The 1,138-nt window shown below is 66.6% G+C and carries 1 protein-coding gene; it reads left to right on the forward strand.

Annotated features, from left to right (window positions below):
* Nucleotides 1-404: 404 nt before the first annotated feature.
* Nucleotides 405-1,138 (forward strand): cation-transporting P-type ATPase (locus tag EOL86_15405; GenBank protein NCD26956.1); only part of this gene is annotated, 734 nt, incomplete at its 3' end.

Genomic DNA, 1,138 nt, shown 5'->3' on the forward strand with positions numbered 1-1,138 from the left:
GCCCAAATGCTCTGCGGTGGCGGCTGTCGCGTGGAGGCCAAAAACGCCGAGGGCGATCTGGCCGGTCTGGACCCCTATGCCCAGCCGCGAAACCTGCCCCAGACCATCCCCTTTCTGCGGGAACGGGAACAGGCCCCGGCCAATCCGCCACGTGCCTTTTCCATCAACCCGCACCACAGCCGCGAGGAAACACTGGGCACGGTGCTCTGCATCCCGGGCGGCGCGCCGCTCATGCTCAGCCCCGAAGGAGCGAGGGTCTGGCGGCAATTTCAGCCAGGGCGCATCTATTTTGCCAATGATCCGGGCATCCACTGGGCTGGCGTGGAGCAGGGTCCGTTTTTGGCCGCCCTGGAACGCAAGAAACTGATCTCCGCGCGCTGACCCCAAAAACCCATGCCCACGTCATGACCGCGCCCTCTCCCCTCCCGTCAAACCAACCGCCACCGCCGGGCCGGGAAACGCTTTCACCCGAACAGCTTTTTCGCGCCGCCGCGAGCCGCCCCGAAGGTCTGACCGAGTCCGAGGCGTGGGAGCGTATGGCCCGGCACGGCCCGAACACGATCCGCGAACAAGGGCGCACGCCGCTGGTCATCAAATTCCTGGCCAATTTCGTCCACCTCATGGCCATCCTGCTCTGGATCGCCGGCGGCGTGGCCTTCATCGCCCGCATGCCCCAGCTGGCGATCTCCATCTGGACGGTCAACCTGATCAACGGCGCGTTCAGTTTCTGGCAGGAATTCAAGGCCGAGAAGGCCACGGAAGCCATGCGCCGGATGCTGCCGAGCCAGGCCATCGTGCGCCGCGACGGAGCCATTCGCCAGATCGAGGCCCATGTCCTGGTCCCCGGCGATATCCTGATTCTGGCCGAGGGGGATCGTATCTGCGCCGACGCGCGGCTGGTGGACTCGGCCGAACTGCGCGTGGACCAGTCGACCCTGACCGGGGAATCCCTGCACGTCCGCAAAACCCACGCCGCGACGCCGCGAGATGGCCGCCCCCGCATCGAAATCCCGAACCTGGTCTTCGCCGGGACCAACGTGGTTTCCGGGACAGGCACGGGCGTGGTTCTGGCCACGGGCATGGAGACCGAATTCGGCCGCATCGCGGCCTTCACCCAGGGCATGGGGGCCGACCTCTC

The organism is Deltaproteobacteria bacterium (genome assembly GCA_009930495.1).
Classification (GTDB): domain Bacteria; phylum Desulfobacterota; class Desulfovibrionia; order Desulfovibrionales; family Desulfomicrobiaceae; genus Desulfomicrobium.